The sequence below is a fragment of the Paenibacillus sp. Mc5Re-14 genome (genome assembly GCF_001049835.1).
Classification (GTDB): Bacteria; Bacillota; Bacilli; order Paenibacillales; family Paenibacillaceae; genus Paenibacillus; species Paenibacillus polymyxa_C.
On sequence record NZ_CVPD01000001.1, the window covers coordinates 4574519 to 4598474 of the forward strand.

The following is a 23956-nucleotide window of genomic DNA, read 5'->3' on the forward strand; positions in this document are numbered from 1 at the left end:
TGGAGGGAATCAGCATGAAGAGTCATATTCAACACGTCAAATTTTTATTGAACAGGGGTCGATTATTTCGGTTTTTATTTGGCATTGTGCTAACGATGATCTTTGCACTGGCAGGATACGTCCTGAACGAAGTGCCGGGCTTTCATTATGTAGGTCCATTGGCATGTGCAATGTTTCTTGCTATACTATACCGACAGTTGTGGGGGTACCCTGAAGCTGTACGCTCAGGAATTGAATTTTCAGCCAAGAAAATACTGCGCGGAGCTATTGTGTTATATGGGCTGAAGCTAAATATGGATGTTGTTATTCATCATGGGCTGGGTTTGCTTTTACGGGATGTAGGCACTGTGGTATTTGCCATTTTTTTTACGGTTTGGCTGGCAAAACGATTCAAGGCAGATGCTTCGCTTTCGCTTCTTCTTGGGATTGGAACAGGAGTTTGCGGTGCAGCAGCAATTGCAGCTGTTTCTCCCTTGTTAAAGTCCGACGATGAGGACACAGCCATAGGAGTTGGACTTATTGCCTTGGTTGGAACGGTATTTGCTATTTTGTTTACAGTGCTTCGACCTTGGCTTCCTCTGACGGATTTGCAATATGGAATCTGGTCGGGCATCAGTTTACATGAAATTGCACATGTGGCCTTAGCGGCAGCACCTGCTGGGCAGGATGCTCTTGCCATGGGTTTATTAGCCAAATTGGGGCGTGTCTTCTTACTCATACCGCTTAGCTTTATTTTAATGTATTGGATGAAACGAACCGGAAAGATTCGTACAGGTACTAAAGTAGAGTTCCCCTGGTTCCTCATGGGCTTTATTGCGGCAAGTATTTTGGGAAGTTATGTTTTTGGAAAATATATTGTAGTTTCACCTAGTCTAATGAACGAACTTTCTCAGCTTACTACCTTTATGTTAACGATGGCTATGGTAGGCATGGGGCTAAATGTGAGCTTTAAGACTTTGCGAGAGAAAGCAATGCTGCCCTTACTGGTACTTTCTGTTACTTCGATCATTCTTGTAGGACTAACATTTGTAACCGTATGAATAGAAAGTATGTGCTCGTGATGAGATAGCTGGCAAATGAGGTTAGTAAAACTGGAAAAAGCTCTGCTTGCGTATAGCTGGCAGAGCTTTTTAGTGCTTTCGTATTATAAGGCTGAAATATATAATGAATGAATCGTAACTTTTTACATAGGAGTCGCGTCTATCAAAATGGAGGCTTTAGAGGGGCATAGAATGTAAAATTTACATAGTGAAAAATTAGAGATTGGTAGGGTACATATGAAGAAAATTTGTTTATTTGCTTTTTTGTTTCTGTTTCTATTAGCATTTCCAAGAGAAAGTCACGCTGCGTCTTCAAATTCACATATTCAGCTGGATGGTAAAGATATAAGTGTCAGCAAGGGGGTGCAGATCCAGGAAGTAAAGGGCAATGTGCTGGTTCCACTTCGTCTTATTGTAGAAGAATTGGGTTATAGTGTGAATTGGGAGTCCAAGACAGGGACTGTAACTATACATAAAGAAAATCTTAACCTGAGCCTTCAGGTCAACAATCCCATTGCCTCAGTCAATGATCAACCGATGGGGTTGGCTGTAGCTCCTTTGCTTAACGGGGGGACGACTTATGTTCCGCTTCGCTTTGTATCTGAACAGACAGGAGTGGAAGTGGTCTGGAACAACGAACTTAAAACCGTATTCTTGACGACTCCGCCTGCTTCAAGCGGAAATAGCGTGACCACCCGTGATCACTCTGCTACTCAAGCTGCAAGCGATGCTATAGAGAGTGAGCGTACGGCTGTAAACCAAATTCGCTTCAACAATCACCAATTGACGATAACGGTGGATGGAAAAGTAAGCCCCAAAGTCACCAAGTTAACTCAACCAGATCGTATTGTTGTAGATATACCTGATTCGAAGTTTGGTGAGGAATTTCCAGCCTCACAATCAATTAACAATGGTGGACAAGGAAGCTTTCCAGTCACAGAAGATCTAGATGTTTCCAAGGTAAGATACTCCATGTTTAGTACAAACCCAGCCTCGGTACGTATTGTGATTGATCTTGATCACAGCACACCCTTTCATCTTATTAATGCAGTTGATGGTAAAGTGATCGTAGCGTTGGATCAGGCAACGGAGGAGTCAGCATCTACCGATACTGTTATATCTACTATACCTGTTGAGCCTACGATGTCTTCTGACGGACACGCGCAGGGGATTGACGTCTCGCACCATAATGGCAATATTGATTGGCAGCAAGTGGCGGCGGCAGGCAAGACATTTGCTTTTATTAAAGCTACAGAGGGCACCAAGTATCAAGATAATCAATTTTTAGCAAATGTTCAGGGGGCCAGAGATGCTAACATCCTGGTTGGCGCTTACCACTTTTTGAACGCAACTACCGTGGATGGAGCTCGCCAGGAAGCAGCTAATTTTGCTAGGGCTATAGATTCAGCAGGAGGAAGGCTAGATCTGCCCCCTGTGATGGATTATGAAAATAATCCCAAAGGTCTTGCTTCCGCACAGATCAGTGAAGTGGCTCATGCATTTTTGGATGAAATGGAGAAGCTTACCGGGCGTGAGCCGATCGTATACACGGGAAACGTCTTTGCTTCCAAGTTTGATCCTACGTTTTCTATGTATAAATTGTGGGTAGCGCGATACAGCACTACGCAAAAGCCGACCGCAGTTCCAGCTTGGAATAGCTGGTGGGCTTGGCAGTACAGTAGTACAGGCAGTGTTCCAGGTATTAGCGGCCAAGTCGATCTAGATGAGTACAATGGAACAATAGATGAACTTCGTGCTTCATTGGCAGGCTCGCTTGATTAGCAGGTTCATGTCATGATTAATCCTCGCGAATCCGAATTAGGATCTGCGAGGATTTTTAATGTCTGATTTGGTTAGCCAGGCATGATCCATACGATTTCGCTGATTCGAACAAAGAATTTTTTACCGTATACATCCAAGATGACATGGTCAGGCTTACTATCTACTACACATCCATCAATTCTGCCACGTGTTGTTTCAAGTACAACGTACTTGCCGATCATCGATTTTAATGTCTCTACGACATACGGATCTACGGGGTGTACCACGACATGGTGGGAGGTAGGATGGTGAGGAAAAGGTTGGTTAACGTTATAATTAAACATTTGATTTGAATTCAATTGCTTCACTCCTTCAGGATTAGTTGTGATATCCTATGCTCCTGCCTAGAAAAGGTGTAGGCTAATGCCCATCAGCGAGAATATTCATAACATTGCCAAAAAGCCCGGTCCATAGGAAAGCTCAATACATAAGCTATGTTGTACCTTGAATTGAAGGAGGCAATGATCCATGAGTGAATGTGAAAGAGGTTGCGGTGGCGGTTCAGTAGGGGGCTACCCAGGCGTTTGGACATCGACAGGAGCTATTCTGGTGCTGTTCATTCTGCTCGTTATCATTACAAAGTCTTTGTGGGTCTAAATTGAATTGAGTTAGCTTAACCCCCCATTGGGATATAACCGATGGGGGGTTAAGTGTTTTAGAGAATGGATCGTATGATAAAACACCCCAAATAACAGCGTACAGGCCCTACACAAACTGTGCCGGGCTGGGCAGCTGTCACATGAGGTGCTTTGGCATCTATAGACAGGAACGGGCAATGGATTGAGGACTAAATTAAAGCAATCGCCAACAGGGTGAACAGGCTTAAAGTTAAGATTTGATTACCGTACCCGTAAGGATAAAAGGCAGACGTTTGTACACGTCCATTCCGTTCAGTTTTTAAGTACACATTATTACGATCTACATCTGTAATGGTTCCTTCGTACTGTTTTCCATCAATGGTGAGAATACGCACCCTTTTATTCATACAGTTCAAACAGTTGTAGTAAGCGTCCATTCAATCACCCCCTCTTATACACATTGGCATTTTATGAGAGAGAAAGCCTTATGGTAACGGCGAACATACAGGGAAGGGGGATTCCGTCGTACTTAAGGTCTGACTAGGGTTAATCTTACTCTTGATAGGGATTAAAGGAAAAGCCAGGATATCCATGGGTATAGGTGTAGCCTCTTTGGGGGGCGACCTGACGATGTGATGAAGTATCGGTTAGCCTTACGTGAATCCCTGGTTTTCGAGGTGGCTGCTGTTTGCAGTCATTGGAAGGACCGATGATGATAGGTTTTTTTATAGGGGCGAGCGCTTCCTGGACCTTTTTCTCATCCAGACAGTAAGTATGAGCCATAATGTTACTTGGCGTGAGCCGCAAAACATCGGAGCCCAAAATGAATTCAGGGACTGGAGCGTTAAAAATCGCCAACAAGTGAGTGTTGTCCACCGTGGCGACTAGATAGTGCCACCATCCCTGAGGGACGTTAGCCACCTGTCCAGGTGTAATCGGAAAATGTCGTAACTCGCGGGTAAAAGGATTAATCAGTGACACGGTCACTGCTCCAGAGATACAGTATATTAGTTCTGTGGCATTTTGATGGTAGTGAGGCTCTACAACATTAGCAGTGCTGAGACGGATATCCAGTAGCGATACATTTGCTAATGTATTCAGCTGCTGGATCGACAGCTCGTTGATTGAGTTCTGAGCATCTTTCTGAAACAAAATATTGTCGCTTAAATCATAGGTGAACTGTACAGTGGGAGAGGTGTAATCCATATATGAATTCACGTGTTCTTTCCTGCCTTTCTGTTACTCGAAATGAATGATCGTACGCTACTCTATGCATTCGCCCATATATATGTGCACAAAAATGTGGTTTAAAAAAGCAGATGTCAGGTTCAGGTCCTGGGTAGATTGAATCGAAAAATAGCGAAAAAAGTCACGTATTCAAGTGTAGTCAAAATGTGATCTATTGCTTCTCATACACGTCATCCCTTGCTGGATAGTGTTTTATTGATTTGGGTATTCTTAGGACCAGAGCCGGATGATACGTAAATGCGGCTTGTGGTATACTGCAACGGACGTGTGAACGCATCAATGTCCGATTCCATATGTAGCCACGCGTCATTTCCGCAGCTAGTCATAAGTTATGGCACAAGAAGCATCATCGGATAAACGTCCCTGAGTTGTACAGGCCGGAATGGTTGCACCGGACAGAACATGAAAGAGGAGGTTGTCTGGAATATGAAAAAATTATCTATTTTAATCCTGTCCTGCGCATGCATGTTAGGTACTGTATTATCAGTCGCACCAGGACAAGCACAGGCACAATCGTCAGCTTTAAAGAAAGGGATTCAAAGCGAACGAGTGCTGGAGCTTCAACAGCAGCTTCATTCACTCGGTTACTTCAAAGCTGGTTTTACGGGATACTATGGCTCTTTGACCAGCAAAGCGGTGGCTCGTTTTCAGAGGGATCACGGTCTGGCGCCTGACGGTATTGCCGGAGCGGCAACACAGGCCAAGCTCGATTCGTTCGGAAAGGTCCGCGTAACCGCATTGGATCAACTGGCACGGATCATTTATTCCGAGGCGCGCGGAGAATCGTTTGAAGGACAAGTAGCTGTCGGCGCTGTCGTATTAAACCGTGTACAGTCCGGCGAGTTTCCAAGCTCGATTCCGGACGTTATTTTACAGCCGGGTCAATTCACCGCTGTACAGGACGGTCAATACCGCTTGAAACCCAACAAGACTGCGTACCGAGCAGCCAGACAGGCACTTAATGGTGCTGACCCGACCAATGGGTCTTTGTTTTATTACAACCCAGCCATTGCCACAGCCAAATGGAGTAAAAGCCGTCCGGCTGTCATTTCGCTTGGTCGTCATACATTTACGAATTGATTCCATATGAGCATTTGTGATTTTTTCCATCCGTCAGTAGCTTCTTCTAGAAGCGATGACGGTTTTTTGTATATTCACAAACTTGTAATATGTTAGGGATGATGTATCTCGTTTCATATTAAAAATTCTACCTATTATTCCGATACTCTTAATAGACAAAAAATGAAATCAAAGGAGTCTTTCTAAAATGAGTCAACATCCTTATACCATCGAAGTGGATCAAGTCATTAAAACGGTACATATGGCAGTGAATGGAGTTTTTAGCCAAGAGGAGTATGACAGCTTTGTAAAGGATTATATAGCCAAAACTTCTTCTATTCAGGCATCAAACTTTACACTCAGGGTAGATTGCACCCAAATGGCACTTTTGGGACCAGGTGAAGTAGAGAAACTGAAGGGTTCTTTTGCACGTTATAAAGAAACTGGATTTGCCAAAATAATTTTTGTCATCAGCCTCCAGCAAACGATTATTAAAATGCAGCTTGGTCGTGTAGCACGTGAAGCAGGATTAAACAACGTAGATATTGTAGTACAATAATGCGCTGACGTATGTGTAAGGGGGAAACCTGATGAGCCATATCAGAATAAAAGCACTGGGAGTGCACCATCCGTCCCATTCGTTGGATAACGAATATTATGTTCGCCATTTTGACGAGCGGGGAAAGGATATTCGACGCTTCATGGAGCATATGGGTAGAAAACAGCGTTATATCATTGATGATCCGAACGAAAACGGTCTAACCATGGGAATAGCAGCTGCGCAAAAAGCTCTGGAGCAAGCCGGTATGACAGGTCGTGATGTGGATATGATCGTGTTCTCCACTCAAGTTCCTGAGTCGCTGTTTCCGATGAATGCCTTGTTTGTACACCAGGCGATTGGGGCCAGACATGATGTGGCAGTGATGGATTCCAATGCAAATTGCGCAGGGATGACAGTAGCTGTCGATCAAGCCAGTCGGTCGATGTTGTCTAATCCCGAGGTGCGGACAGCGCTTATTATCGGCTCAGATTATAATTCGCTCATTTCCGATCCCGCGGATGAGATTACGTATGCGAACTATGGCGATGCTGCATGTGCAGCTATTTTGGAGCGTACAGAAGAGGACACCGGATTTATAGATTCCCTGTATTATACGGACCCCATCAATATAGATAAAATATTGTACCCGGCCCAGGGGTTAGCGGCGACACTCCAAAGGAACGCACCCGGCAAATTTATTCAGTGGCTTCCGTTCGACGCCAATATGGCCTTGCCTCCAACATTTGAACTGCTTGAACGTATTATAAAAAAGAATGGGCTTACACCTCAGGATGTACGGGCTTATTGTCTGTCGCAGTTTTCCTTGGCCAATGTGTTGAAGATCCAGGATCATTTGGAGCTAGAGGATGACCAAATGATTTATGTGGGTGATCGTTATGGTTATACAGGTACCAGCAGCCCGTTCATTGCTCTATATGAAGGTATCGAATCGGGTCGTATCCGGCGCGGCGATTATGTGCTATTTTGGACGATTGGAGCTGGATATCAACTGGTTGCTATGTTGTTTAAATATTAGGAATACGAAGACCTTGCAGCTGCAAGGTCTTTTTGTATATCCCACCATGATATTTGTAATGATTTGGTTGTGTTAGGTATGATTATTTTGTAAAATTTAAACAATGAATTCATTAGGGAGAGCTTATATTGCGGACGTTGGATAACATGACAATGATGACGAAAACATCGTACACAATTCATAATAGGAGCTGAAGAGTCATTAAAATCGAAAATTTATTTTACGGGGAACGAATAAAACTGGCCGCTGTTAGGGAAGAAGATGCTGAACTGATGTTCAAATGGGGTGAGGATGCGAAGTATTTGCGCAATGTAGATACGGATTTGGCACTCCCCTACACGTTGAAACAGATGGAATCAGAAGGATCTCCTAGCTCTAACGAGGTCTATTTTCGCTTAAGAACATTGGCAGACGATGTCCTGATTGGATTTGTTGCTATTCATGGGATTGAGTGGAATAATCGCTGCGGGCAGCTGGCAGTAGGTATAGGTAATACGGACTACCGTGGCAAAGGTTTTGGAGCGGAAGCTATACGTCTCATTCTTCGTTATGCGTTTTATGAGCTGAATTTAAATCGGGTCGGCTTGGATGTGATTGAGTACAATACACAAGCGATCCGTACCTATGAGAAGGCAGGGTTCCAGCTTGAGGGGAGAGTTCGTTCCGCTGTTCTCCGTGATGGCAACAGCTATGATCGCATCATGATGGGCATTCTGTACTCTGAATGGAGCTCGTCTCTTTAAATGTAATAGATACACAATTTGTTCATAATATATTCCATAATAAGCCTTTTAATAATGTGAAAAGAGGTTTATAGTTAAGGGGTCACATGCCCAAATCATTATTAATTTGAGTATGAGTCAAAGCTGAGGAGGAATTTACATGGCAAACGTTGTAAGGTCCGTTACTTCACCCAAGAAATTTATTTCTGGACAAAATCTGCTCTCGTCGTTAAATGACTACATTAAGGATTATGGCGATAAGGCCTATGTTATTTGCGATGAATTTATCCTTGAAAGAGCCCAAAAGGAGGCAGGTGCTTCGATTGAAGCAGCTGGTAACCAGGTGGTCTTCGAGAAATTCCAATATGAATGTACAAAAGAAGAGATTGATCGTAACCGTGAATTAGTACGCAAACATGGTTCGAACATCATTATAGGGATTGGCGGGGGAAAAACGCTGGATACCGCCAAGGCAACAGCCTATTATGAAAAGCTGCCTGTCGCTATTTTTCCAACCATTGCTTCTACTGATGCTCCTTGTACCGCGCTTGCGGTTATTTACAAGAAGGATGGCTCCTTTGATGAATATTTGTTCCTGCCTACGAATCCAGATGTAGTACTTGCAGATACAGGTATTTTGGCAGCGGCGCCTGCACGTTTCTTTGCAGCTGGTATTGGTGATGCACTGGCAACTTATTTTGAAGCTCGTGCGTGCTATCAGGCCAATGGGGACAATCTGGTGCTGAACAAGCCTTCCACTACAGGTCTGGGACTTGCTCGCCTTTGCTATGATACATTGCTGGAAAATGCCGTGAAGGCAAAGCGTGCAGTGGATCGTAAAGTATATACTCGTGCAGTTGAGGATACGATTGAAGCGACCATTTATCTGAGCGGTGTCGGAGCAGAATCAGGCGGATTGGCAGCAGCACATGCTATTCATAATGGCATGACGGCTGTTCCTTCACTTCACAAAGCACAGCATGGTGAGAAAGTTACATTCGGCTTGTTAACTCAGCTGGTGCTGGAAAACGCACCAAAAGAAGAGCTAGAGACCGTGATTAAGCTGGTTAAGGATGTAGGTCTTCCATTAACGCTTCGTGATCTGGGTGTAGAGGAATTTGTTGAGGCTGAATGGCGTCAGGTGGCTGAAGATGCTTGTGCAGCAAATGATACAATGGTCAACATGCCGTTCCCAGTTAGTCCTGATGATGTGTATAACGCAATCATCGCAGCAAATGCGATTGCAGAATCCTATCAAGAATAGTTTCTTTCTAGCTAGAAAAATGGATTTACAAAGACGGGTCTGTCATATCACTGACAGACCCGTTTCGTTTACGTGCACGATCTTGTGAAAGAAAAGAAGGGGATCAGGGACTTATATCCTATCTTGTTCTGACCGATATAGATGTAACAGGGAAAATAGGTTGGTCACACAGCAGGAGGAGATTTGATGTTGGTACATGGTAAAACGCGTAGGGGCAACTTGTACATCCATATGTCCAGCGGTTTTCACAAGATCGGGGATTTTCGGGAAGAATATTCCGTAGCACCAGGTGATCGGCTGATGTCTAGATTAACCAAGCGGATCTACACCATTGTATCTGTACATCTTGGTGAAGAGGCATATGCCGATCTTGATCTTGAAGAGGTAATTAGAAATAGTTAGGGAGCTTCATTTGGATTGGGTAGAAAAAAGCTTGCACTTCGCTCTAGGAGCAAAGTGCAAGCTTTTTTCTTTCAGCGGAGGGACTCATGGAGAAGATCGCGTGTGATAATATTATTTTGGTTCATAAAATGTCTGATGGCTGCCTGCGAATTGGTTGCCGACAGTTCCTTTCCCCATGTCATGGCATAGGCCCAGGCTGGCTGATTCTGTAGCACCTTCGCACTCGGCAGAATATCACTTTCTCCGATTCCCATAGGCTTGCCCTGCGCAAGCTTTAGCAATTCAGTGTAGTAGGAGGACCTGTAATCATTATTATAGATATCGGCTGCAAGCACATCTACCCGGTTAATGCCTGGAAAGGACAGACTATAGGGAGTGCTATAAGCGTTCGGGGCATTGGGACTCCAGACCCACAATAGGTTATCTAAATGATGGACATGTACGAACCGATCATACATTAGATCCCACAGCTTAGCGTAATTTTGTTTGTTCCCCCACCAAAACCAGTTACCATTCATTTCATGATAGGGTCTCCATAAAACTGGCACATCCGCATCCCGTAAGGTCTTAAGGGACAGAGCCGCCTCGTCCAAATCAGCGATGAGTTGCTTATATTGTGGGGTACCCGGCGTGACGTAACGATTAAATTCAGCTTGAGTAATTTTTGCTTGTACGTTTTTCCACGTTTTTGGTTTGCCCGGTAACGCCTGATGAAAGGTGATAGCTACGATTCCGCCGTCCTGACTCCATTGAATAGCGCTATTCACAACACGCTGACGTTGCTCTCGTAAGGCAGTACGGGATTGATTAGCCAACCCTCCAAACTCATAGCCGTGAAGTCCCGCGTATTGTCCGCTGATTTGTTGCAGCTTGTTATTTTGTTCATCCGGTGCCTCTAAGTAATCGTGCTGTCCGGAAATTAGCATATCATCCGGCACATTAGTTAGGTAGGCAAGTAATTGCCTGGCTTTGGCAGAGGCATGAGCATTAATTGGCGGGGCGGCATCGGCAACAATGAACGATTGTTGAGAGCCGCTAAAGAGTAAAACAAGCATTAGCAGTAGCACCCTCTGTAACCAAAAGCGTGTTGAGTGAGATTTCATGGCGCTCCTCCTTTGATGCTGGTAATGGGGTTAGTATTTTTCTTTTTGTTTTCTAAGCTGTATGTAGGCGCTAATCATGATCACTACTAGACTAATCATGGTCCACCCATTGAGTTCCTGCAAGTGTATCCAGTTGTCCCACACAAGGAAGCCTGATATAAAGACAAGCAAACCCACTGTAAGGTACATTTTGGTTTGTGCTGGACGCTTGGTACGTTTAGAAACCCAATGTATGATGCCTAGAATAAAGGCTGCCTGAAATAAAAATATACCCATTATCATTAAACTAGCTATAAAAATAGGGGACATCCGTTTCCTCCTCCTAGATCTACAAACAGAATATGCAGGTTTTAAGCGGATGTGGATTCTTGGATGTAAGTTTCATTATAAATGGAGTAACCAGTTGCGCCCTGATACGATCCTGAACAAGTTGACTAAATTATACCATAACTACCGTCCTGCAATGAAAGGCGTCTAAATACCCACTCTTCCTTAATTCGTCATCATACTTTATATTCAGTGAAATATCGACATGTTGGTTTGTATACTCATACATATGAAGCTTCATTCGGAAGTTGCATTGAATTATAGGCATAATTGCAACGCGAAATCGACGGAAAAGTTTGGTATGATTAAAGTGGATTGCAAAGGAGGCCTTCATATGAATGAAGAACACAGACCATTTTCTAGTCCGGTAGATGCTGAGGGAACCAAAGCAAACTTTGATGCCAATCAGCGGAAGCTTCACTCCGAGGGAGCTTCAAGCCTGTGGCGTCAGGTCAGTAATCTGCTTATTCTGGTTGGCGTAATTGCATTGATTATTATTATAGGTCGATTACTATAATGAGATGACTGAAAAGTAAGAAAGTTTAGGACGTGATACGTTGTTAAAGGCAGCTTTACTTTTTATTTTGGCAGGCATCGCTGAAATCGGAGGTGGATATCTGATCTGGCAATGGCTGCGAGAAGGCAAGACATGGTATGTCGGACTTTGCGGCGGAGTGATTTTAGCTGTCTATGGAGTCATTGCTACCTTTCAGGTTTTCTCCTCCTTTGGGCGTGTATATGCAGCGTACGGAGGTGTCTTTATTGTTCTTTCCATTGCATGGGGCTGGTGGATTGATAAAAAGACACCTGACTTGTACGATTTCATTGGTGGATTGATTTGTTTGGTAGGTATAGCTGTAATTCTGTTGCCGCGCTCAGGGTGATAGGACAAAAACCCCTTTTTTATTTTCAAAAACATGACTATAGGTCTACAAAAATAAGCTTCATATTCCGAAATAGAACTTAAGGAGGGGGTTCTATGAACTGGAATCAAATGAAGCTTAGATTGAAATTTGGCAGTGCTATGCCGAAGAGTGAAGGTAATTTCTCTTTTGGTCTCTTGTGCGGACTCTTCATCAGCATTGTATTGTGGATCTCGATTATTGGCTGGATCATGCTTATCTTCAAGTGATACTTAATAACCTGTGACCTATAATTCATGCTTTATTTGGTAAAGTCATTACGTAGCTTATCTATTCCACGGCCCACGGCTTCATCAATCATATCGGTAGCTGCAGGTGAATCGGCATCAGGGTCAGGAATCCGATCAAATCCTGGTTCACGCTTATCCAGAGATTGTTTATATTCGATTTGATCGTCAGTAAGACTCTTTTTTTCGGAGTTATGTTTTTTCATAGCACATTACACGCTCCTTCTTAGGCATGATTCAGTTCTACACTTTACATAAACGCTTATGCTCCATATTAAACGCTTATAAAATAAACCGGGAAGGATAAATCCCGCCCGGTACTTTCCAAACAACTAGCGATGCTCAATCAAATCAATCGCTCCCAGAACAACATGAGCCAGTCCGAAACCGAGAATGCCTGTAGCTGCAAGTTTGTACTTACTGCTCAGCAACACAGCGCCTGAAGCCGATACTACCGTCCCAAGAACAGTTGGAATCATACCTTCACGCATTCGTAACACCCCTTCTGGTGGTTTGGAAAGACATTTATTAGTGTAGTTCAAATGTGCACAAGTTATACAAAAAGAGATTTTTTATTATTTTTTTTAAAAACACTTTACATTTTGATAAAATTGTCGTATTATAAGTTGGTGCCCGGTTGAACGACATTTACATAGCGAGAACACTTCTTAATAAGTAAGCTTCTCAGATACTTGTAAGACAAGAACAAGTAAGTGTAAAATAGCGTTCCTAAATACTTGCCGGGGTGGCGGAATTGGCAGACGCACAGGACTTAAAATCCTGCGGTAGGTGACTACCGTACCGGTTCGATCCCGGTCCTCGGCATACTAGTTTTATTGCATGAAACCCTTGATACTCAAGGGTTTTTTGATTTTTTTGGGGTTGAGACCATAACACTCATATCACAGGGAGCGAGCGTCTTTTTCGCTTTTGGGGACGGATTGGGGACGAACTTTTGGATCGAAGATGTCAAGGTGCGCTGTCGTTTTACGACTGAGCTTCTTGGTGACGTGAGCATAGGTATCTGAAGTCACCTGAGATGTGGAGTGGAATGTCGCGATCGATGTTGAAGCTCCTTGATGGATGTTCCCTGACCCAGCAAATACGTTGCATTTGTATGGCGGAGACCATGAAGTGATGCATTACGGAAATCGTTCCCCTCACACTAGTTTTCCACTGCTGGGACGGCGTTTTATGGTAATAGGTTTCCCTGTACCTGAGTGAAAAATAAAGTTCCGATCCCTGCCTTTCCATATCCCATTTGCCTTTGCCTCAAACCTTAGTTTACGCATGTTTTTAACATGGACGACCAGTTCCTCCATATACCATTAAGGCATATCTACATAATCGTTAGGTGCTTTATTCTTAGTATCTGTAATGTCCGCCTGGCCATTTTTGGTGCTTGAAATGCTCTCGTCAATCCTCAATCTGCTGTTTTCAAAATCGCAATCGTCTTCGTCTAAAGCAATTAACTCACCGCGTCGGAATCCTCCCATTATCACCCCCAAGAAAAAGTTTCCATTTAGAGTCTGTATAAAGTAACTTATCAATTACCTCAACTGCATCTTCCAGACACGCTCTATTATTCTTATCTACCGCTTTTTTGAAATAGTATTCATTCTGAAAAAAAGGGGACCCTAAAAGATAACCGGAAACAATTCTATAGCTTAATCTTAGATATTTTACAGAATACTAAAACCAGGAATCGCAGAAGGAGTAGGGATGGTTGTTGAGTGGTTGATTTATTACGGTAGCCAAAGTTACAATTTAATGATTTGAAAACGAGAGGTGCATTATGGAAAATCTCAATATAACCCAGCTTGAGAAACGTATAAAAATTTTGCTTGAATGGAAATCTGTATTGTTGTGTTTGGCAGAAGATGAATTGTCACCATATGATAAGCAGTGTGCAGAAAAAGAGCTTAGTCGCGAAGATCAACACTTTATCACGAATCTTTGTATGTTATATAACATACGATTGCATCCTGATCAAAGTAACCTCGATGTCCAAAAAATCACTAAAAACTTTGAAGAACAACTCAAAATTATTGATTTTGAGTTGAGTTACGAAGTGTTTGAAAAATTATAATAGATTACCAACTTAGAGTGCATCCAATTTAGATTAGCGGGACCTTTTTCATTGCAGGAATTACCACAAATACGGCAGAATAACTATTCTGAGGTGATCAGCATGAAACATACATATAAAGTGTTAAAGTCGGATATAGAACTATTTGCAGCTGCATTAAGACAGTAAGAGTATATGTTACAGCCATTGGGAGAGGGTTTGATAGATATTGTGGACTACGGTGGCGTAGTGAAGAAGATTACACCGGAGTCGGTTAAGATTAATGGATCTTACTTCTTTCATAAAAGTTCGAATTTAGAGTAGAAGTGAAAGGAGCTACCGGATTGTAGATGGTGTCACTTTAAGGTAGACCATATCAAAAAATAGGAGGGGGAAATGATGAAGAAAAAAATATTTCTGTTCTTGATTTTATCTTTATCTATAGCAACTACGGTAGATGCAGCTTCATCCAGTAAAACTAGTGGAAACAACATAATTTCTCAAAGATCGGGCGGAAGCGCAACTGTAAAAGAAGCCTTTAGTGTCCCTAAAGGATGGGGTCATGTTAAACTTTGTATGAAGAATCACTCTGATCATCCAGTAAGAGTAAGTTTAACTCACAGCAGTTCAAACAAACTATATATTGAAGCATTAGTAATCGCTCCTCATGACACAGTGACTTGGAAATCTACTGATCAAGGTTTCAGCGACGGTTTGCGTTCTGGAGACTACATACTTCAGTGGAGAGGTAGTGATTATAAAGTTGACGGAGAAACATGGGGAGTAGCTGATTCACAGCCTGGAAACCTCTAAATTACCCTAGGACTACAACTTGTCCTTCTGGCCATTTGATGAGGAAGGTTAACTACGTGTTTGTTCAAGCCAGCAAGTGAAGTAATCTCCTTAATTGGTCGGGAGAGTTTTTTCGTTGATCAATTTTTTAGAGTAGATGTGAAAGGCTCTGTTATTAACTGGCGAGTCTTTTTTCTAATTAATCACGAAAAAAATTAATTTTATATATATTCTAGCCTATTCTTAATAAATACTATAAGAATAAGTCAGCAATTTATGAGATGAATGTTTGTTTTTTTAGGTAAAGTTACAAATAATGATAAATATATTGATTAGGCTATTTGTTGTGATATATTAAGGATAGAAATACACAATATCCCTACAACAATAAACAATGGGAGAGTGTGATTATGAATTTTAACAAAAAGTGGTTAGTTTTTGGTTTGTCATTTGCTATTTTTTCTGCTGTACCTTTGAGCGTGTCAGCCCAATCAAACGATTTAGAAACATCAGATGCTGTTTTTAGTCATGTTATTATTCCCCAAGCTTATATCGATGGTATTGATAATGGAATATTGGATGAACATGGGGAATTTAATGACTTTTCGTTCCCTTACGATCTTAGCGAGGGAAACCAAGTCAGAATAGAATTTGTTGATAAAGACCAGGTTGGTATAACGTTTAAAGTTTATGATCCAAACAATAAACAAGTCGTTGCAGCCTCAGGACACACCACAAAAACAAATAAATACAAAGTTACAAAAACATTTAGACCGAGAGTGAATGGTGATTATCGGGTTGCTATTGTTTCAGATGATGGAACTGGCGGCCACGGATTCTCAATAAAAGTAAGATCTCTTTAATTAGTGTTGCCCTCTAATTGAGGGCTTTTTTTCTTAATCATTCATGATGTAATTATTGGATTATTATACAAATAATAAAAGAAAGGACATCCAAATATGAAAAAACTAATTGGAAACTTGCTTATTTCCATCTCATTATTACTGTGGGCTGTTATGCCTGCATATAGTTATGCTGAACAGTCTAATCAATATAACTATGAATTCTTTCAGTCTGAAAAAATCCAAGAGCATCAGGATGTTAAAGAATATATATATCAGAAGGGATTTGAAAAATATTTAAAGTCGAAGGACCAGTTGGATGAGGAAATAATAAATTTATATAATCTAGAAACGATGGCAAGCGATACTACGCCAGATGAGTCTGAATTAGGAATGAATTCAAATAGCGTTTTAGATGATACGTATGGAGAGGCACCCAAAGTCACCAGTGAAAAAGAAGCTGAAATTGCCAAAGAATATGGATTAGTTAAACCAGAGACGCATATTAAAGAGTTTGATCAACATATTTTAGTGCAACGGAATAAAATAAACAATAGTATTATGAATATATGGTATATAAATTATATATGCACGAACTATGGATTCACAATCATGGCAATTAATATTGGTGATGACCCTTTGGATGTAATTTCTGGGACTTTAAAAAAGTACAACAAGAATAAAGATAATTGGAGAGTAGTTGCAACAAAAAAATTCAATAAAACTTTAGTGAATACAGGTAAGGTTTTTTCTTGGAATAATAGCAGGAACGCAGTTTCAGATTATTTTGAGTATGATATAGTAGTCAGTGACAACGGATCTACTTTTAAATATGACAACCATGATAAACTTAACTATAAAAGATATTATTTTGATGCTAATAAGTATAATATTTTGAAGGCACTAGGTGGAGAAAGGCATCATTTTGTATCTGACAAGGCATTAACAAGTGAAGGATTTAATGCGAAAGTAGCACCAGCAGTGAGAATGCTTTACAGAGATCATTTAAATACACCGTCTTGGGGATCTAGAGCTTCATCATTGGAGTTTAGGAGTAAAGAACAAGAATTTCTTAAGAAAAAAGATTTTAAGGAGTTATTACGTTTCGAGGTTAGTGGACTAAAAGAAGCGGCAGATTCAGAAGGAGATTATAAGAACCTACAGGAAAAATATTATGATTCTCTAGTAACAGTGCTTTTGTTAAGCGAGAAATATTTTGGTATAGAAGATCAAACATAAATTGTGACAGGAGAGTAACGTTTGTGGATAACTTAATTATCGAACCAAAAATAGGCATTGGTATGATTACGCTGGGTATGAGTAAAAGTGAGGTGGAGCACTGTATTCGCTCATACAGCAATCAATATGATAAATTGGACAAAGACCCCAACTATTTTCATTACGTTTTTACGATTGAATACGATTCTTTAGGGAAAGTTAATTTTATTGAAGTCGCCTCTCATGCAAAAGAGCAGTTTAATTGTTTGTTTAAAGAAATTGATATATTTAATACAAAAGCAGATGAACTAGTCAAGTTAATCGATAAAATATCTCCTTACGACCGAAATCACCCTGAGATTGGTTGGACGTACTCTTTTCCAGAGTTAGGGTTGTCATTATGGCGTTCAAGAATATTTAATGAGGAAGATACAAAAGAAGAGTGGTTTAAAGAAATGGATGTTGAAGAGCAGGAAGATGAGCTCAGGTTTCGTTATTTTGAAACTGTAAGTTTATTTTTCCACGTATAGAAAATCACGTTATCATGGCTCTGCTATTTTTATGTTAGTAGAGCCTTTTCTTGACTTGGTTGCAGAACTCATGTTTGTATATAATGCTGACAAAGGAGTTGATCGCTTTGTTACCAGACATTGAGCGTAAGTTACTGAGTATTCTGTACAACTTTTCTGCACAGAATGGACGAATGCCAATTATGAATGAACTGGAGATAAAGACAGGTAGGAGTGTAACGGATATAAAGTCGGGGTCTTTTGACCTTGGAGAAGGACAACTATACTTGTATGGGCTAACAAAACGGGTACGAATCATATCGTAATTATAGAGGTCTGGGCTAGGGATCCGAAGATTTCCACAAAGCCAACGCCGCCTGAAACTGTAAACAGATTCTATATAGAATATAAGCCTCGGATAATCTGAGGTTTATATTCTATTAGATGTAAATTATATCCATTGCAAGGAAGGATGTTCAGAACATAATTTTTACATAACACATCAGGAGACTACATACATGTCGAAAAAATTAGAAGGTAATGGCTTGTGGGAAAGCAGTCGGATTATCATACCAGAACACAAGGAAGTGTACTTAAAACTCATGAAAGACCGTCAGCGGGGAGGCAAGCCGGAACTTGACGATCAGGAAGCCCAGTTGATCGAGCAAGCGCTTATAGAGTCCTACAACACATGTCAACCTATAACATTGGGGTTTTTAGCCCGTTCGATGACGAAGAACTCACAGGTGTAATCACGTCTATAAATACTGCTCGTAGGGAAGTAAAACTGTTTCGTGGCGAGGATAATTTTAGTTTGATCGAGTTGGAGGGTATCATTTCAGCAAGTATCTAGCAAAAATCTAAGAGGAGTAAATATTCTACTGACGTTATCCAACAAACAAGAAATGTTTTCAACCCCTTACCTGCGACAATCCAAGTCGAAGTCTTTCGAGGAGCATTTGATGCTAGTGTTTTAGCTAATTAACTAAAAAAGAAAAATCCTATATGTGGCTGGAAAGTTAACAAAAGAGGCAGGGGGATCCCTGCCTTCGGAGTTTTATAATTCTACGTCTGAGAAAAGCGGAGTGGACAAATAACGCTCACCTGTATCAGGTAATATGACCACGATCATCTTGCCTTTGTTTTCTGGAAGTTTCGCAATTTGTGTTGCTGCATAAACCGCAGCCCCAGAAGAAATACCAACAAGCAGCCCTTCTGTTTTTGCAAGCAGGCGAGCAGTTTCAAACGCATCTTCGTTTTTAACTTTGAAAACCTCATCTACATATTCTTCATTAAAGTTATTTGGAATGAAACCAGCACCGAGTCCTTGTAGTTGATGTGAACCTGGATTACCGCCAGACAGCACTGGTGAATCGAACGGTTCGACGGCTATCACTTTTACAGAAGGTTTTCGTTCCTTCAATGCCTGTCCAACGCCCGAAATAGTTCCACCTGTACCTACGCCCGCGATAAAAATATCTACACCGCCGTCCGTATCATCCCAGATTTCCACAGCTGTAGTTTTGCGATGAATTTCTGGATTGGCAGGATTGCTAAACTGCTGTGGTATGAAAGAGTTTGGTGTTTCGGCAGCCAAAAGCTCAGCACGCTTGATAGCGCCTCTCATCCCCTCGGATCCCGGTGTTAACACAAGCTCAGCACCGAACGCAGTCAAAAGCTTGCGACGTTCGATACTAAACGTTTCAGGAAGTGTAATTATAAGTTTGTATCCAAGAGCCGCAGCCGCAAATGCAAGTCCGATTCCAGTATTGCCACTTGTCGGCTCGATAATAATGGAGTCTTTATTGATTAAGCCTTTCTCCTCAGCGTCTTTAATCATAGCATATCCAATGCGGTCCTTAACGCTACCAGCCGGATTGAGATATTCCAACTTTGCTACCACGTTTGCCTCAATATTTTGGATTTGGCTGTAGTTTAACAGTGCTAACAAAGGAGTATTTCCAATTAACTCTGTCAACTTTTGGTGAATTTTAGTCAAAATTATCCCTCCAAACAATTAATTCATATCTACTTACTGTGACATACATATTATCATGAATTTTTTTTCATAACCATGTCCTGTTAATTCATAGTGAGGAGCAGGAACGGATGGAACAGTTTAAGCCTAAGGTGCTATTCATAAAAAAATAGACCAAGTTTATTCAGAACCAAGAGAGTCATTAAGAATGTATACGGTGTATCATTTTTTAATTTCAGAATAATTATCACGGTTCATAATAAACTGGCTTTTTCCCAGGATGCGTTGAAGGATAGAAATCAGATTAAAATGTACAATAAATGATAGTGGCATGAGGTAGGACAACACATACGGCAAAAGATACTACCCGCTAATCTAGTGGTCGGCGGATAATGATTTTGTATTTAATAGAAGGCAAAAAGAGCAGTAAGGAATTAATCCTTCTGCTCTTTTTATTGGGGACAGACTCTAGTGTTTTGTATAGATTACAGTCCAAATGAGAACATATACGGACATATAAAAGCCTTGAGAATACTGGCTTGTGGAACTGTGTGCCACTACAGTGTATTAAAAACTCATAACTTAAAATCCTGCGATAGGTGATTACCGTACCGGTTCAATCCTGGTCCTCGGCATTTCATGTTTTATCTCGATCTCATCAGTGTTAATCGGATGAAAATAACGCTAGGTCCTGTGTAGCTGTAATGGAGCAATCCGTAGGTACACAGGACCAACGAAGCGCCTTACCGTTAGTATGCGGAGGAGGCGTTGTTATTTTGGTAAATTACATGCTATAAAAATCCAGTTTAGTTTTGTGTTTTGTAAGGATAATTATGCCACCAAGTGATTTGTTATCTTAATCTGGATATTGATACATCATCCAAAAGAATGGTGGCAAAAGCATCCTGCGCTGTAACACGGAACACTAAATCTCTAGAGACTGTCCCCGAATTCCCTGAGATTGAGAAGGTACGGGAGACTCTCTCATATTGTGATGAAGGTAGCGAGTTTAGCTGAATTGTGTAGGTTTGCTCTCCTAGACTAATTTGAAGCCGACCGCCAAAAGGCCTGATCAAATTACGTACCCAGAAGGTCACACGGTATCTTCTTCCTCTACTCAGATCGGAAATCGTTTGTCTAAGCGAGACGCTGTGCCCCGGGTTAGCTGAGATTCTGACGGCTTGATTGCCACTGTGCGGGTTGGTTCTGGTAATAAAGATTTGACCTGTCACGTTGCTGACGTTTGCAATCCAAGGTGTCAAATCCTGATCTTCAAAGCCATCGTTTCTAACAACAGCCTGGGTAGGCAAAATTTTTTTCTTCTTCAATGTGTGAGGTTGTATAGGGGATCTATTCATCCCTCTACGGACAGTAGTTGTACTTTTTCCAGCTTTTTTAGGTTTCATTTAAACAACTCTCTTTCTGTAAAAAATGTATTTTGTATTAGTAGTTTATGAAAGTGTGAATAATAGTGTTCATATTAAGAGAAACCAAAAATACCGTCGTAGGGCGGTATTTTTTTGGTTACGTAATACTGGGCCTTGCGGCCTTTTCAGTGCAGCTTTTTCGACTTTATAGTGCAAAATCTTGTAACAGAGAGTCAAAGCCCTTCTATTGCATAAGTTGCTATAATCGTTGGTACAGCAACTTTTTACAGAGAGACCATCGGAGACAAGAATGATCCCGAAAAGCGCAGGAATGCTTGTTATTCAGGAACTCTTAGCAAAGATTGCAGCATAGGAAACGCGTAGTGATGCAGATCAATTCAGCCGCATTTGAACAGTGAATTTTACGCACAAATTTTGATTTGGCCATGGAAGGTGGGTTCAGTAAAGCTGATATGAGTCTGACATACCATATGGAACAGTTAAGAGTCCGTTTTATGAATTTTATTAACTATGTATATATTGTAATGGATAAAAAAACAGGAGACATTGCCATTGTCGATCCGTCATGGGATATATTAAAAATAGAGTCATATCTTCGACAGTTGAATGGTAATCTAAGAGCCATTTTATTAACCCATTCACATTTAGATCATGTTAATTTGGTAAATCCGCTCCTGGAAAAGTATAGACCGCACGTATTCATGTCAATACAAGAAATCGATTATTACCATTTTAGATGTAAAAATTTACATCCTATTAAAGATGGGGACTTTATCAAACTTGGAGAAACAGAAATTATAAGTCTTCTGACCCCTGGGCATACCATGGGAAGTGTGTGCTATCTTTTATCCAATCACTTATTTACGGGGGATACCATTTTCATTGAAGGTTGTGGATTTTGTGATCCGAATGGAGGAGATCCGAAAGACTTATATCATAGCGTTCAAAAAATAAAGCGAGAGGTTGATAGCTCCATTCAAATTTATCCTGCTCATTCATATGGTAAAGCACCTGGTTTCCCACTCAGTCACCTTATGGATGAAAATATTTATTTTCAATTTACGAGTATGAAACCGTTTATTAATTTCAGAATGCGTCCCAACCAAAAAGGTCTATTCAATTTCAAATGAGTTGGTAAAAAGGGTGAGTTCTATAGGGGGATAGGGCATCCACCCCCCTAAAGATAGACTGGGGTGTTGCCAAAATGGCAATTGACACTGTTTGGGCAGAGGATTATAATGGAAATATACTATTCCATTTATATGATTATATGAAAAATAAAGGAACTTGTTTGCGGTTAATCGCTGGCGGGTCACGTTAACCACTGATGAGGGACATATCGTGAGAGATTGTAGCTTATCCATCAGATAAGTGAAAGGGCGAAGCTATGCATATACTGGCAGCGGACATTATAGGAGTTGATTTTGGCAGTATGTTTTGTTAGGAGATGAGCGGAGTGAATTGGTATGTGCTTTTTGTGCGAACGGGTAGGGAAGAAAGGGTTAAACAACTTTTTAATAAGTGGTTTGATTCTGAAGTTTACAAACCATTTATACCGATCCAAGAGAGACTTTTTAAAGTAGCAGGAACAGTCAAGAAAGAATTAGCACCTTTGTTCCCCAGTTATGTATTTATTGAGTCCAACTTACCTGACTTGCAGTTCGTAACAAGTACAAATTCAATGATTTATACTTCCAGTGATATCATTCGTTTATTGAGATATTCGAAGTTAGAAGCCTCCATGCGAGATTGCGAGAGACAAGTTTTAGAGAGTTTATGCAATGATAGATATTGTATAGAATGCTCAACTGGAATTATTGAAGGAGACAATATACGTATCATAGAAGGACCACTTAAAGGAAGAAGCAGCATAGTTAAGAAGATAGACAGGCATAAAAGACAGGCGGTTATTCAGTTAGAATTTATGGGTGATATCAGACTAGTGAACGTAGCTTTAGAAATTATTAGTAAAGTTTAAATAGAACAATTGTGAGAATATTTTTCTCCATGTGGAAGCTTTCAGAGCCCTTAAGGGATTTGAAGGTTTTTTTTGGTTTGGGCTTGCCTGTTCATAGGGGGATATGCATGTGGTCTTGTATACGGAACAGCTCATATTGACGCGGGAAGATACTGTGATGAAGGCGGCTGTAAGTTTTGTACATGCAGTTTGTCATGCCGGTGCTTCTCTCGATCCAGAGATTTTTCATTCAGATGAATGTAGCTACTTTGAGAGCCTGCTATTCCAGCGCCGAAAATCCAACTTTCTGCTCGGCAGGCTAAGTGCTAAACAAGCAGCATCGTTGCTGTTGAGTGAGTCGAACCTGAGCAACATAAGCGTGGAGACAGGTGTTTTCGGCCAGCCCTTGCTTCGAACTACCGGCGCCCCTGGATACCAAGTGAGCATCGCCCACTGTGATGATATTGGGACCGCTGTTGTTTTTCCAGAAGCGCATCCTATGGGGATTGATATTGAGAGGATAAGTCCTAACCGAAATAAGACCATGGAAAGCCAGTTGACGATGGAAGAAAGAGAAAGAATCGCAGCCGTTCGGGGAGTAGAGGAGTACTCTGTTTTATTGACGGTTTCTTGGACGGTAAAGGAGGCGATTTCGAAAATATTGCGCACCGGTTTTACAGCATCATTGCAAGTGCTTGAAATTAACGAGATCAGATTTAAAAGTGGATGCTTTCAGAGTACATTTTCGCACTTTCCACAATATGCTGCCCAGTCGTATCGGTTGGGGAACTACATCTTTACTATTGTAGCGCCAAGGAAGACGGAATGGAGTATGAATATGTCTCGATTGTATAAGCAATTTAATTCGATTTTTCATCCAAGCTGTTTGTAGATAATCCAATTTTAGGAGGGT

30 protein-coding genes, 1 tRNA gene and 1 pseudogene are annotated in these 23956 nt (G+C 41.2%); 22 read left to right on the forward strand and 10 right to left on the reverse strand.

Going from position 1 to position 23956, the window contains the following annotated elements:
• Window positions 1-14 precede the first annotated feature (14 nt).
• Both BN1546_RS20935 and BN1546_RS20940 read left to right on the forward strand, forming a co-directional pair.
• Window positions 15-1040 (forward strand): YeiH family protein, encoded by a 1026-nt coding sequence (locus tag BN1546_RS20935; protein ID WP_090738757.1) that lies wholly within the window; start codon window positions 15-17, stop codon window positions 1038-1040.
• Between the two features lie 237 nt (window positions 1041-1277).
• Window positions 1278-2822, forward strand: coding sequence for a GH25 family lysozyme (locus BN1546_RS20940; RefSeq protein ID WP_090738758.1), 1545 nt, complete (start codon window positions 1278-1280; stop codon window positions 2820-2822).
• Between the two features lie 71 nt (window positions 2823-2893).
• On the opposite strand, the gene BN1546_RS20945 is transcribed toward BN1546_RS20940, so the two are convergent.
• A complete protein-coding gene (locus BN1546_RS20945; RefSeq protein ID WP_025676485.1) occupies window positions 2894-3160 on the reverse strand; it encodes a DUF2642 domain-containing protein in 267 nt (88 codons plus the stop codon).
• A gap of 169 nt (window positions 3161-3329) precedes the next feature.
• Between BN1546_RS20945 and BN1546_RS27970 the strand changes: the two genes are divergently transcribed.
• Window positions 3330-3458 (forward strand): hypothetical protein, encoded by a 129-nt coding sequence (locus BN1546_RS27970; protein WP_013371969.1) that lies wholly within the window; start codon window positions 3330-3332, stop codon window positions 3456-3458.
• Window positions 3459-3648: 190 nt separating this feature from the next.
• Here BN1546_RS27970 and BN1546_RS20950 read toward each other — a convergent pair whose 3' ends face one another.
• Together BN1546_RS20950 and BN1546_RS20955 are read right to left on the reverse strand one after the other, a co-directional pair.
• Window positions 3649-3876 carry an LSm family protein gene (locus BN1546_RS20950; RefSeq protein WP_013371968.1) on the reverse strand — a complete coding sequence of 76 codons (228 nt, stop codon included), beginning with the start codon at window positions 3874-3876 and terminating at the stop codon, window positions 3649-3651.
• A gap of 115 nt (window positions 3877-3991) precedes the next feature.
• Window positions 3992-4657: a cupin domain-containing protein gene (locus BN1546_RS20955; RefSeq protein WP_090738759.1), complete on the reverse strand. Its 666-nt coding sequence runs from the start codon at window positions 4655-4657 to the stop codon at window positions 3992-3994.
• A 456-nt stretch (window positions 4658-5113) separates the two neighbouring features.
• On the opposite strand from BN1546_RS20955, the gene BN1546_RS20960 reads away from it, so the two are divergent.
• From BN1546_RS20960 to BN1546_RS20985, 6 genes are all read left to right on the forward strand, one after another.
• Window positions 5114-5767, forward strand: coding sequence for a cell wall hydrolase (locus BN1546_RS20960; protein WP_090738760.1), 654 nt, complete (start codon window positions 5114-5116; stop codon window positions 5765-5767).
• A gap of 187 nt (window positions 5768-5954) precedes the next feature.
• Window positions 5955-6305 (forward strand): hypothetical protein, encoded by a 351-nt coding sequence (locus tag BN1546_RS20965; protein ID WP_013371964.1) that lies wholly within the window; start codon window positions 5955-5957, stop codon window positions 6303-6305.
• 31 nt (window positions 6306-6336) lie between these two features.
• On the forward strand, window positions 6337-7323 hold the full coding sequence (locus tag BN1546_RS20970; RefSeq protein ID WP_090738761.1) for a ketoacyl-ACP synthase III: 987 nt from the start codon (window positions 6337-6339) through the stop codon (window positions 7321-7323).
• 200 nt (window positions 7324-7523) lie between these two features.
• On the forward strand, window positions 7524-8066 hold the full coding sequence (locus BN1546_RS20975) for a GNAT family N-acetyltransferase (RefSeq protein ID WP_040103355.1): 543 nt from the start codon (window positions 7524-7526) through the stop codon (window positions 8064-8066).
• A 139-nt stretch (window positions 8067-8205) separates the two neighbouring features.
• The gene (locus BN1546_RS20980; protein WP_025676490.1) at window positions 8206-9309 is read left to right on the forward strand and encodes a glycerol dehydrogenase; all 1104 of its coding nucleotides are present in this window, start codon (window positions 8206-8208) and stop codon (window positions 9307-9309) included.
• Window positions 9310-9495: 186 nt separating this feature from the next.
• Window positions 9496-9711, forward strand: coding sequence for a hypothetical protein (locus BN1546_RS20985; protein WP_013371960.1), 216 nt, complete (start codon window positions 9496-9498; stop codon window positions 9709-9711).
• Window positions 9712-9782: 71 nt separating this feature from the next.
• Here the strand turns inward: BN1546_RS20985 and BN1546_RS20990 are convergent, their stop codons facing one another.
• Window positions 9783-10814, reverse strand: coding sequence for a glycosyl hydrolase (locus BN1546_RS20990; protein WP_090738762.1), 1032 nt, complete (start codon window positions 10812-10814; stop codon window positions 9783-9785).
• Between the two features lie 30 nt (window positions 10815-10844).
• Complete coding sequence (locus tag BN1546_RS20995) at window positions 10845-11123, reverse strand: hypothetical protein (RefSeq protein ID WP_090738763.1); 279 nt, start codon at window positions 11121-11123, stop codon at window positions 10845-10847.
• 352 nt (window positions 11124-11475) lie between these two features.
• Between BN1546_RS20995 and BN1546_RS21000 the strand changes: the two genes are divergently transcribed.
• The 3 genes from BN1546_RS21000 to BN1546_RS27430 all read left to right on the forward strand — a co-directional run bounded on the left by BN1546_RS21000 (window position 11476) and on the right by BN1546_RS27430 (window position 12273).
• Window positions 11476-11658 carry a hypothetical protein gene (locus tag BN1546_RS21000; protein ID WP_013371957.1) on the forward strand — a complete coding sequence of 61 codons (183 nt, stop codon included), beginning with the start codon at window positions 11476-11478 and terminating at the stop codon, window positions 11656-11658.
• 40 nt (window positions 11659-11698) lie between these two features.
• Complete coding sequence (locus tag BN1546_RS21005) at window positions 11699-12025, forward strand: YnfA family protein (RefSeq protein ID WP_013371956.1); 327 nt, start codon at window positions 11699-11701, stop codon at window positions 12023-12025.
• A gap of 95 nt (window positions 12026-12120) precedes the next feature.
• Window positions 12121-12273 carry a hypothetical protein gene (locus tag BN1546_RS27430; protein ID WP_019688000.1) on the forward strand — a complete coding sequence of 51 codons (153 nt, stop codon included), beginning with the start codon at window positions 12121-12123 and terminating at the stop codon, window positions 12271-12273.
• Between the two features lie 32 nt (window positions 12274-12305).
• On the opposite strand, the gene BN1546_RS21010 is transcribed toward BN1546_RS27430, so the two are convergent.
• Both BN1546_RS21010 and BN1546_RS21015 read right to left on the reverse strand, forming a co-directional pair.
• The gene (locus BN1546_RS21010) at window positions 12306-12497 is read right to left on the reverse strand and encodes a hypothetical protein (protein WP_025676495.1); all 192 of its coding nucleotides are present in this window, start codon (window positions 12495-12497) and stop codon (window positions 12306-12308) included.
• 126 nt (window positions 12498-12623) lie between these two features.
• Entirely contained in the window at window positions 12624-12782 is a 159-nt protein-coding gene (locus tag BN1546_RS21015; RefSeq protein WP_013371953.1) for a hypothetical protein, read from the reverse strand.
• Window positions 12783-13030: 248 nt separating this feature from the next.
• On the opposite strand from BN1546_RS21015, the gene BN1546_RS21020 reads away from it, so the two are divergent.
• Window positions 13031-13116, forward strand: a tRNA-Leu gene (locus BN1546_RS21020).
• A 503-nt stretch (window positions 13117-13619) separates the two neighbouring features.
• Here BN1546_RS21020 and BN1546_RS27435 read toward each other — a convergent pair.
• A complete protein-coding gene (locus BN1546_RS27435) occupies window positions 13620-13787 on the reverse strand; it encodes a site-specific integrase (RefSeq protein ID WP_013371952.1) in 168 nt (55 codons plus the stop codon).
• A 299-nt stretch (window positions 13788-14086) separates the two neighbouring features.
• On the opposite strand from BN1546_RS27435, the gene BN1546_RS21025 reads away from it, so the two are divergent.
• The 6 genes and pseudogenes from BN1546_RS21025 (at window position 14087) to BN1546_RS21060 (ending at window position 18573) form a co-directional block, all read left to right on the forward strand.
• Window positions 14087-14380 (forward strand): hypothetical protein, encoded by a 294-nt coding sequence (locus tag BN1546_RS21025; RefSeq protein WP_090738764.1) that lies wholly within the window; start codon window positions 14087-14089, stop codon window positions 14378-14380.
• 378 nt (window positions 14381-14758) lie between these two features.
• Window positions 14759-15172, forward strand: a complete 414-nt coding sequence (locus BN1546_RS21035) for a hypothetical protein (protein ID WP_090738765.1) — start codon at window positions 14759-14761, stop codon at window positions 15170-15172.
• A gap of 389 nt (window positions 15173-15561) precedes the next feature.
• Complete coding sequence (locus BN1546_RS21040; protein WP_064962161.1) at window positions 15562-16014, forward strand: hypothetical protein; 453 nt, start codon at window positions 15562-15564, stop codon at window positions 16012-16014.
• A 96-nt stretch (window positions 16015-16110) separates the two neighbouring features.
• Window positions 16111-17232 (forward strand): hypothetical protein, encoded by a 1122-nt coding sequence (locus tag BN1546_RS21045; protein ID WP_090738766.1) that lies wholly within the window; start codon window positions 16111-16113, stop codon window positions 17230-17232.
• A gap of 23 nt (window positions 17233-17255) precedes the next feature.
• Window positions 17256-17741 (forward strand): hypothetical protein, encoded by a 486-nt coding sequence (locus BN1546_RS21050; RefSeq protein WP_090738767.1) that lies wholly within the window; start codon window positions 17256-17258, stop codon window positions 17739-17741.
• Window positions 17742-18238: 497 nt separating this feature from the next.
• Window positions 18239-18573: pseudogene (locus tag BN1546_RS21060) on the forward strand (YolD-like family protein).
• A 204-nt stretch (window positions 18574-18777) separates the two neighbouring features.
• On the opposite strand, the gene cysK reads toward BN1546_RS21060, so the two are convergent.
• Both cysK and BN1546_RS21070 read right to left on the reverse strand, forming a co-directional pair.
• Window positions 18778-19719 carry a cysteine synthase A gene (gene cysK / locus BN1546_RS21065; RefSeq protein WP_090738768.1) on the reverse strand — a complete coding sequence of 314 codons (942 nt, stop codon included), beginning with the start codon at window positions 19717-19719 and terminating at the stop codon, window positions 18778-18780.
• A gap of 830 nt (window positions 19720-20549) precedes the next feature.
• Complete coding sequence (locus BN1546_RS21070) at window positions 20550-21104, reverse strand: carbohydrate binding domain-containing protein (protein ID WP_090738769.1); 555 nt, start codon at window positions 21102-21104, stop codon at window positions 20550-20552.
• A gap of 476 nt (window positions 21105-21580) precedes the next feature.
• Here BN1546_RS21070 and BN1546_RS21075 point away from each other — a divergent pair, with 476 nt between their 5' ends.
• The 3 genes from BN1546_RS21075 (at window position 21581) to BN1546_RS21085 (ending at window position 23935) form a co-directional block, all read left to right on the forward strand.
• On the forward strand, window positions 21581-22216 hold the full coding sequence (locus BN1546_RS21075) for an MBL fold metallo-hydrolase (RefSeq protein ID WP_040103360.1): 636 nt from the start codon (window positions 21581-21583) through the stop codon (window positions 22214-22216).
• 317 nt (window positions 22217-22533) lie between these two features.
• Window positions 22534-23064 (forward strand): antiterminator LoaP, encoded by a 531-nt coding sequence (gene loaP, locus BN1546_RS21080; RefSeq protein ID WP_230493796.1) that lies wholly within the window; start codon window positions 22534-22536, stop codon window positions 23062-23064.
• A gap of 103 nt (window positions 23065-23167) precedes the next feature.
• A complete protein-coding gene (locus tag BN1546_RS21085) occupies window positions 23168-23935 on the forward strand; it encodes a 4'-phosphopantetheinyl transferase family protein (RefSeq protein WP_255305475.1) in 768 nt (255 codons plus the stop codon).
• Window positions 23936-23956: the final 21 nt, after the last annotated feature.